The organism is Bacillus cereus group sp. BfR-BA-01360 (genome assembly GCF_022663595.1).
In the GTDB taxonomy this organism is placed as follows: domain Bacteria; phylum Bacillota; class Bacilli; order Bacillales; family Bacillaceae_G; genus Bacillus_A; species Bacillus_A cytotoxicus.
This window is the reverse complement of sequence record NZ_JAKUFV010000043.1, coordinates 1-8,084: the sequence shown is the minus strand read 5'-3', so window position 1 is coordinate 8,084 and position 8,084 is coordinate 1. Positions and strand designations below refer to the sequence as shown.

Genomic DNA, 8,084 nt, shown 5'->3' with positions numbered 1-8,084 from the left:
ATTCTATACCGCCATTGACTACCTATAGAAGAATTAATCCTTTTATCTCCCATACCTCCTATTATTTCTGCCTTTCCACCTGCTATCTGGTTAGGGTTGTGAAGTGCAGCTTGAGTATCTAGCCATTCCTTGGCTTTTTTCTTGGCATTTGATAACGTTAATCCTTCTCTTTGTAGTTCATTTACCTTTTGTACATAAGCTTCTTCTCTAGCAGCTTGTTGAGCAGCATTACCTTCAATAGCTCGCCCCTGTGCTATGTATCTTTCACGACTTTTTAAATACTCATCCACTGTAAGCTCATTCATACCTTTTTCTTGGTCTTTTAATTGTCTCGCAAACTCTTCTGAATCATGTTTTACATTTCTATTAAAGTTCACTTCAATTTCTTTTATTTTAGGTACATCATGTAAATGCTTACCATTACCCGTACCCTTACCAACAACACTCTCTTCCAACTTAGAAATCTTATTATGAATAATCCCTTTCAACTCGTCATGACTCGTCTTCACCGCAGCTTCCCAATTCATACCACGACGAAGTCCCATGACTCCTTCAACGGGTACTGGAGATCGACCTAATACGACATCTTTCGCGATACCGAATCCACCTGTTACACCATCTACCACCTTGGCAAATCCGCTGTTTATCGTGTGATTCCAGTCATTTATTTTGTCTGCTGTTTTCCAGCCTTTTTGTTCTTAACTTTAACTATACAAAAGCTGAATTATTAAAATAAAAAAATGACTTTGCCATAAGATCAAAGTCATTTTTTATGCTTGAATTCCTAAATTTTTTAGTAAATTGTTCAGTTTATAAGGTACAATTTACTTCGAATCGATTTTTTTGTTATATATTATAAGTTACTATCACATTACTATAATTTTTATTCTTTTTCAGGCATATAAACAATCATTTTTCCCTGTGGATACTCGCCTTCCCATCCACAAGGCCAACCCCCAAGTTTATAAATCTCAAAGATTCTTTCATAAAAATTATCAACTTTTCCATTTACTAAACGATTTAGTGCACACATATGTAAATCTCCAATTATTTCTTCAAAAATATCAATATATTGTGATACAAAATCACCTGGATAGTTCTCTGATGATTGAATAATCTCCCTTATAGGATGTTCCATAGAGTTTAAATTATGCTCATATAATTGTCCTATTATCTCCCCACCTTCTGAGGATTTAATCTCTTCCCAAACGTTTTCAACTTCATCCAAATCTTGAGACCATGCTAATTCTTGTGCTCTTTCATACTCATTAACCATAACAACATCACGATTTAGAAGGTTTTCATTACGAAAAAGTTGCAAATTTGTAATAAAATTAATAACCTCTTCAACTAATTGAGTGTTTTTTCCATACTTCATTTATTTATCCACCTTTCCCAAAGTTCTTCAGTAGCACCGCCACCTCTTTGCCAAATCTTTATTTCTTCATTTAATTTTGTTTTGTAAAACTTCTCAATACCGATTTCTAATACCTTTGATTTGTATAATGGCAAGCCACTTTCTGTACCTTTTTTTAGTTTTTGTTGCAATTCAAATACTTGTTGTTCCAACTGCTCAATACTTTGATTGATATTTAATTTATCTAACTGATCTTTAACCACATTATTATATACACTATGAAATCCTCTATGCCTAGACAAAGCACTTGGATCTTTTGCTGGTATCGGTAAAAATATCCCGTTATCAGCATGATCCATATCCATTCCAATTTTCTTTAATACTGGATGATTTCTTAAGTTTTTAGGTATTATATGTTGCGCTTGATATCCCTTCCATGATGCAGAACGTGGAAGCCCCATGGATTCCAATAAATTTTGTCCTAATTTTGTAGAACTACCTCCTGTAACCTTTCCCGGAGTACCAGGAATAATCCTACTCCCTTCACCCGTACCCTTAACTCCCGAACCACCATTCCCCTTCGCAAGTTGATAAGCATCCTCTTTAGCGGTTGCTCGCACTCTTGCAAAGTTTTCTGCTATTTCTCCAACAGTTGCATGTTCTATATGAGGAATTTTTATTCCCATTCCAGTGTCTGCTGACCTAATTGCTACGGGGACCTTCGTTTTTTTCCATGTATGTAATGCATTCTTTAACGTCTCATTATCCTTTAACGATTGTACCACATTTTCCCCATATTTGGATTAAAATCAGCGATTCCCTCTTTCCATTTTGTGAGTTTTGTCAGGGATCCAAGGTCGAGTGTTCCTTTGAATGCTTTTGTTGCTGAATCGAGTCCTGGGATGATGTCAAGTGCTCCGAAGAAGCCAGCTTCTACTTGTTCTTCTTTGCTTAGTTTTCGGTGCGTCCCCCAGTCCTCCCCTTCGATGGCACTTTTTACTTGGAGACCACCGTATATAACTGAAGCTGCGATTCCGAGTGGTGGACAAAAGATTGTCGTGATGATCAGTGCTCCGCTGATTCCTTTATCTTCGTATATGTGAAGCAGTTGTAATTCATTCTCGTTACAGTACCGCTGAATTTCTTCTACTTGATACACCCAGCTGTATCCGTCACGCACTTGTCCTTCTGTTGAAACTCGTACATAACCAACTACTTTCTCTCCCATATTGAGCCCCTTCCCGTTACAGCAATTAAAGTCCCTGTAACGTTTACCCGTTTTTTGCGGATAACATGTGCATAACGTCCATCCGTTAAAACGTACTTTACGATGACTTCAAAACATAATACAACCCTTTATTTTTATACTTGTTTTCCCTCTACTATCGTCATACCCTGTACACAGCCATTACAATCCATAAAATTTTAACACTTAGCGCACTTATAAAATTATAGTGCTCTTTTAAATTTTCACGTTAAAACAAAAAAAGCACTTGTTGCCTTTAATTGACAATCAAGTGCTTTAAGTTCATCTGTTTTTAAGTAGCATTAAATTTGTAAGTTTTATGGCAACAGTATGACACCTTTTATATATCGTGACAACTACTACGTTAAAACTTACGAGTTTGTACGAGTTCATTAGTTTAATATACATTCCATGTGTTTATATTCATCACCCAGTAAAATGTCATCTCGCCTAAGCTCGTACTTCGTTTTCTATTCTATCATTGCACATAGTACTCCATGATGGTACAACCATCATGAAGTACGTACTTTCTAACAGCCTATGCTTTTTTTCACTGCAAATATACTTTATTTTTTACTCATCTACATATATGCTTGTTATCTTTAACCATGCACCACAACTTTTGACATTCTCATGTGTAAAGTCACTGTAATTCATTTCGTATATTTGCTTAACCTCTTAAATTATTAATTACAATATACAAAAGTTAATAATTAAGGATTCTTCAATCCATTAATAAAATCCTTAAAGCTATTAGCTATTTTATACGTATTTTCTTCTTCACTAGAATGTGGAAAATAAAAAGAGTGATCCCAATAATATACACCATGGTTTTCAGTATCTGTAATAAGTACAATTAACCCTGAACTCGGATCATCTCCTATTATTAAACTGTTCGGTAACATATCTTCTTCAAACTCTTCATAGCATTCACTTAAATCAAAAGTTTTTTTTACACCTATACCATACAAAACATCTAAAGGGATTTCCTGATTTAATTCTTTAACAAAAAATTTACTATACCTAACTTTCGAAGTCCCTCCGTTATATTCACTTAAAAAATTTTTATAATCTTCCGGAAGTAAAAATCCTAAAAACTCTTCTAATTCTTTAATTGATTCTTCAGTTGCTTTACCAAAAGCATTTAAATTCATTTATTTCACTCCTATTTAATCTTTTAACTTCTTAGCTAATGACATTCCACCCATATGTCGAAATCTTCTGTGCATCTCTTTACTAACTTCTTGCATTGTTGTTAAATCTTGATGATGGTGCCATGTGTTTTCATCTAATTTTGGTCCATTTGGAGCTAATTCATCAGCCTTAGCAAAATCAATGTCATATCTATTAAATTCACCTATCGGAACTTCTTGTCTTACCAACCCAGCAGATTTAAAGTCGGGAAAACCTCCAGGATAAGAAACTCGATTTGGAGGAATCTCCCAATCAATATAAGTCCATATTCCTTCCTCACTAATTTCGATTTTCCCACCTTTTTTCTGCCATTTTTCAGGATCCCTAGAATATAAGGGTTTAGTAGATAATTGTTCCTCTGTAAACTTTACTATTTCTGGATTTTTACCCGTACCCTATGTTGTAATCTTAAACCCTCACAATAAAAAAGCAAACCATGTAAACCTTATTAAACTACTTCTTTTTCTTCCACTATCGGCAATTCATATGCTGTTTTATATTTCATCATTCCATATATAATGTTTACAAGCCTTCTCATAATACACACAAGTGCTTGTCCTTTTGTTTTACCTTCTTTAAGCTTCTTTTGATAGTACGCATGAAACACTGGGTTTCGTGGCATCTTACTTCCTTTTGCTACTTGCACTTGCTGTACTGCTAAATTATAAAATAAAGCGTGTAGCGCCCTGTTTCCTTGTTTGCTTTTATGTGTCTTACCTTTTCCGCCAGAACCAAAGTAAACTGGCGCAATCCCCGCGAATCGTGCTAATTTGTTGGCATTTGGAAATCGCCTTACATCTCCAATTTCTGCAATTAATGCTGATGCCGTCACAAGTTCTATTCCCGGCATCGTCTCTAATTGATAATCTAGTAGATTTACTAACCGTTTTAATTCTCTTTCGATGTATTTCATTTCCTTCTTTTTAAAATCAATATCCCGTACAATACTTCTTACTAAAAAGTCTCGTGTGTCTTGATATTCCTTCATTGTTTGTCCATCTTCTTTTACAAGTTTTAATATGTCACTTGCTTTCTTTACTGAACATGTATTGTGACTAACATCTAATAAAAAAGCTGTTAATTTCTTTATACTAACACCCTCTAAACAAGACGGTGACGGATATTGCTGCCAAAATGCTAGTGCTGTTTTCCCATCTAATTCTGAGAAAAACTTTTTATAGCTTGGATAATGATGGTTCAATTGAATATGTAGTTGGTTCTTTAACGCACTTTGTGCTTTTATTAATGCATTCCTTCTTGAAACCAATTGTTGTATCGACCAAAATAAATCGTTTGGTTTTGCATCTGGTAGTTGATTAAATTTGTTTACCAATATGCGTGCTACACATTCCGCATCCCAACTATCATTCTTTTTAATCATTACTTCACTTTTACGTTCTAAAAATGATAAAGCTGGATTTACTTCTTTCACAACTCGTTCATGGTCTGCTAAATACTTCGCTAATGCTCTTCCATATCCACCAACATCTTCTAAACCAAATACAACAGTTATCCCATCACTCACATATGTCTCTACTTCTAATAAAAACTTCGAAAATGCAGATGGTTTATTATCAAACTGTATTTCTCCTAATTTCTCTTGCCAACAATTAATCATAACAGCCGTATGATGCTCCTTATGTAAATCTACTCCTACATACAAATAGTTTTGTCTATTATGCATAACTCATCCCTCTATCCAATGATTTAGTCATATATAAAAATGTCGGCAACCTTAGTTCGAGCGTTCATCTTCCGATGCGCATAGGTACGCAAGCCTATCCATTTTCATAATTTCATAAGTACATATAGTAAAATGAGCGATTTTTTTAAGTACGACTTTTATATAATTGCTGGATGTTTCCCATTTGTTTGTATTTGCCCGTATGTATATACCCCTCGATAAAAGTTCTCTCGGTCTAACATGCGTTTCACTTGTACTTTCGTAAACAACTTTCCTTTCTCAGTACGATAGCCCTCTACATTAAGTCGTTCTGCCAATTGAGTCAGCGACCAATGCCTAAAAAAGTGTCGTAGCTCAAATAGCCTACGTACAACGATTGCTTTATTAACATCTACTTCTAACACTTTTTGTCCTTTCTTTGCCCTATAACCAAACATCACACCGCCCCCTGCATAGCCACCTTGTTCCGCTTTCTTCTTTCTACCTCTACTTAGCTTCAATGCAATCTCGAGACGTTGATATTGGTCTAATAGCTCTAACATGCCATTTACTAAAAAGTCATTTGGGTCATGCGTGTATATACTATAATTCGGTTGTTCAATTGCTTTCACATCAACCTCATGTTTCTTTAGTTCTCGTTGTATTAACACTTTTGCCATATCAGAACGCCATAATCGAGATGTATTGAGCACAATAATTTTGCTTACTTGATGATACGTCATATCTGACAGTAATTCTTGTAAGCCTTCACGTTCAACTGTTAATCCATTTTCATCTACTGTCGCTCCGCTAATTTCCTTATCTTCGTATATGTGAAGCAGCTGTAGTTTATTTTCAATGCAGTACCGTTCAATTTCTTCTACTTGATACGTTAGGCTGTATCCTTCACGTACTTGTCCTTCTGTTGAAACTCGTACATAACCAACTACTTTCTCTCCCATATTGAGCCCCTTTCCGTTACAGCAATTAAAGTCCCTGTAACGTTTACCCGCTTTTTGCGGATAACGTGTGCATAACGTCCATCCGTTAAAACGTACTTTACGATGACTTCAAAAAATAACACAACCCTTTATTTTTTCCTCTACTATCGTCGTACATTGTACATAGCCATTACAATCTATAAAACAACAATAAAAATTTAACACTTAATGCACTTATAAAATTATAATGCTCTTTTAAATTTCTACGCTAAAACGCAAAAAAACACTTGTTGCCTTTAATTGACAATCAAGTGCTTTAAGTTCATATGTTTTTAAGTAGCATTAATTTTGTAAGTTTTGTAGTAACAGTATGACACCTTTTATACGTCATAACAACTACTACGTTAAAACTTACGAGTTTGTACGAGTTCGTTAATTTAATATACATTCCATGTGTTTATATTCATCGCCCAGTAAAATGTCATCTCGCCTAAGCTCGTACTTCTTTTTCTATTCTATCATTGCACATAATACTCTATGATGGTACAACCATCATGGAGTATGTATTTTCAAACACCTTATATCTATAACCCTAGTAGAGATCATTTTTGTGTATTAATATATTCTCTAATTAATTTCACATCACTTTCTCTTTTTTCATCAGGGAAAATACCCAAATTCTTATACTTCCATATAATTAATCTCTCATAATGATTATAATTATTTTCTTCCTCTAATATAGTATAATCAAACTCAATATCAAACTTACCAGTAGAATATAACTCAAATGTTAAATTAGTCCAAGGTTCCTGCTTATTTCTTTTAAATTCTTCCCATAATTCTCTAAAGATGCTGTCAAGATTATTTAATTGATGATCAATCTCATCTTCATCAATTCCTTCCATATCTTCAATATCTAAACTGTATATTGGTTCCTGCTTATTTTTTGGATAGTAGAAAAATACCGTCGAATCACTATATTCATCAACTTCTGAATATACCATTACTTTTTCCCATGGTTCTGGAATAATATTGTTTAACTGTATAGCTACTTTTTGATAAATACTTTCCAAGTTCTCTGTATTCATTTACTTTCCTCCATATACATTTTTCAAACTGGCTTTAAATTTTTCTCCATCAATTCTATATTTTATGTTAAAGCTAACAGGCCTTACAGAATTCCCTTCATATACAGGTCTAATATCAACTATAACTTTCCGCTCATCTCTTAAAGCTTTTGCCCAAGCAGATTCCAATTTTTTATAAGCACTTACATTAACATTACCATTCATTGCAACTATATTATCAATTAGTGGAGATCCATTAAATTGCGTACCGATTAAATGTCCACCATGATCTCCTTGAGTACTAGGAGCTTTAACTCTATTTTCCCCCCCAGCAGCTAACTGATGCTTACTATTACGTTCTCCCATCTCTAACGTTAATTCTCCAGAAGCTCTCTCAATTCTTCCTAGTTCATCCGTTTGATACAGATATCCATTCGTTTCATATTTCACATTAGGTTTCAATTTAAATTCATCTAAAAAGTGACTACCATCTTTAACTACATCATCAGCAGCCTTACTAGTGTTACCCGTACCCTTAACTCCCGAACCACCATTCCCCTTCGCAAGTTGATAAGCATCCTCTTTAGCGGTTGCTCGCACTCTTGCAAAGTTTTTT

The 8,084-nt window shown here is 34.5% G+C and carries 10 protein-coding genes and 1 pseudogene; all 11 read right to left on the bottom strand.

The features are described 5' to 3' along the window. Positions 1-377: polymorphic toxin type 15 domain-containing protein (locus tag MR056_RS21290; RefSeq protein WP_309244634.1), on the bottom strand; the 377-nt coding region annotated here is incomplete at its 3' end. Between the two features lie 105 nt (positions 378-482). After that, positions 483-527: pseudogene (locus MR056_RS22480) on the bottom strand (hypothetical protein); the annotation flags it as partial. A 356-nt stretch (positions 528-883) separates the two neighbouring features. Further along, entirely contained in the window at positions 884-1,378 is a 495-nt protein-coding gene (locus tag MR056_RS21285; protein ID WP_087098844.1) for a cytoplasmic protein, read from the bottom strand. Continuing rightward, the gene (locus MR056_RS21280) at positions 1,375-2,043 is read right to left on the bottom strand and encodes an AHH domain-containing protein (protein ID WP_242136694.1); all 669 of its coding nucleotides are present in this window, start codon (positions 2,041-2,043) and stop codon (positions 1,375-1,377) included. The genes MR056_RS21285 and MR056_RS21280 overlap by 4 nt, the downstream gene beginning before the upstream one ends. Before the next feature lie 83 nt (positions 2,044-2,126). Then, positions 2,127-2,585: a recombinase family protein gene (locus MR056_RS21275; protein ID WP_210351320.1), complete on the bottom strand. Its 459-nt coding sequence runs from the start codon at positions 2,583-2,585 to the stop codon at positions 2,127-2,129. 731 nt (positions 2,586-3,316) lie between these two features. Next, positions 3,317-3,757 (bottom strand): SMI1/KNR4 family protein, encoded by a 441-nt coding sequence (locus MR056_RS21270; RefSeq protein WP_016129282.1) that lies wholly within the window; start codon positions 3,755-3,757, stop codon positions 3,317-3,319. Positions 3,758-3,772: 15 nt separating this feature from the next. Further along, entirely contained in the window at positions 3,773-4,042 is a 270-nt protein-coding gene (locus tag MR056_RS21265) for an HNH endonuclease (RefSeq protein WP_078179046.1), read from the bottom strand. A gap of 203 nt (positions 4,043-4,245) precedes the next feature. Beyond that, positions 4,246-5,481 (bottom strand): IS110 family RNA-guided transposase, encoded by a 1,236-nt coding sequence (locus tag MR056_RS21260; protein ID WP_087098846.1) that lies wholly within the window; start codon positions 5,479-5,481, stop codon positions 4,246-4,248. Positions 5,482-5,639: 158 nt separating this feature from the next. After that, positions 5,640-6,422, bottom strand: coding sequence for a recombinase family protein (locus MR056_RS21255; protein WP_087098848.1), 783 nt, complete (start codon positions 6,420-6,422; stop codon positions 5,640-5,642). Between the two features lie 581 nt (positions 6,423-7,003). After that, positions 7,004-7,489, bottom strand: a complete 486-nt coding sequence (locus MR056_RS21250; protein ID WP_012094551.1) for an immunity protein YezG family protein — start codon at positions 7,487-7,489, stop codon at positions 7,004-7,006. After that, on the bottom strand, positions 7,490-8,068 hold the full coding sequence (locus MR056_RS21245) for a DNA/RNA non-specific endonuclease (protein WP_242136693.1): 579 nt from the start codon (positions 8,066-8,068) through the stop codon (positions 7,490-7,492). Positions 8,069-8,084 lie beyond the last annotated feature (16 nt).